The sequence below is a fragment of the Marinobacter salexigens genome, assembly GCF_002806945.1.
In the GTDB taxonomy this organism is placed as follows: Bacteria; Pseudomonadota; Gammaproteobacteria; order Pseudomonadales; family Oleiphilaceae; genus Marinobacter; species Marinobacter salexigens.
In genome coordinates this window covers 1-511 of record NZ_NIHC01000030.1, presented here as the reverse complement: position 1 = coordinate 511, position 511 = coordinate 1, and the positions used below count along the sequence as shown (strand labels likewise).

Genomic DNA, 511 nt, shown 5'->3' with positions numbered 1-511 from the left:
TGTTTTATAAGGCACTATAGATGGCCTGATAATATCCATACCCCTACCGCGATTAGCGTAAGCCCACCAAATATTTCCGCTCGGTGTCCCAACACAGAGCCCACAACTCGACCAAGCATGACTCCCAGTGTCACCATGACAGTCGTGGTCAAACCAATGAGTGCCGCCGCTAGCCAGATATTTACCTCGATAAATGCTAATCCAACGCCGACTGCCATAGCATCAATACTCGTGCCGATTGCAGTCAGAGCAGTCTTGAAGAATGGCTGCCTAGAGGGCTTTTCTGTTTCTTCTTCACTCGGCTTCAGGCCTTCATGGATCATGTGCAAACCGAGAACCACCAGCAGGGCAAATGCTATCCAGTGATCCCAGGCCTCTACGTAGGCCGAAGCCGACCGGCCAATTAGCCAGCCAATCAGTGGGGTGACTGCCTCAATCGACCCGAAAATGAGTCCTATTCTTAAAGCTTCTAGAAGGTGGGGCCTATTGAGGGTTGCCCCCTTGCCTATAG

At 51.3% G+C, this 511-nt stretch carries 1 protein-coding gene; it reads right to left on the bottom strand.

What is annotated here, in order from left to right:
- Positions 1-14 precede the first annotated feature (14 nt).
- The coding region (locus CDH47_RS17465) for a manganese efflux pump MntP (protein ID WP_100641628.1) at positions 15-511 on the bottom strand (497 nt) is incomplete at its 5' end.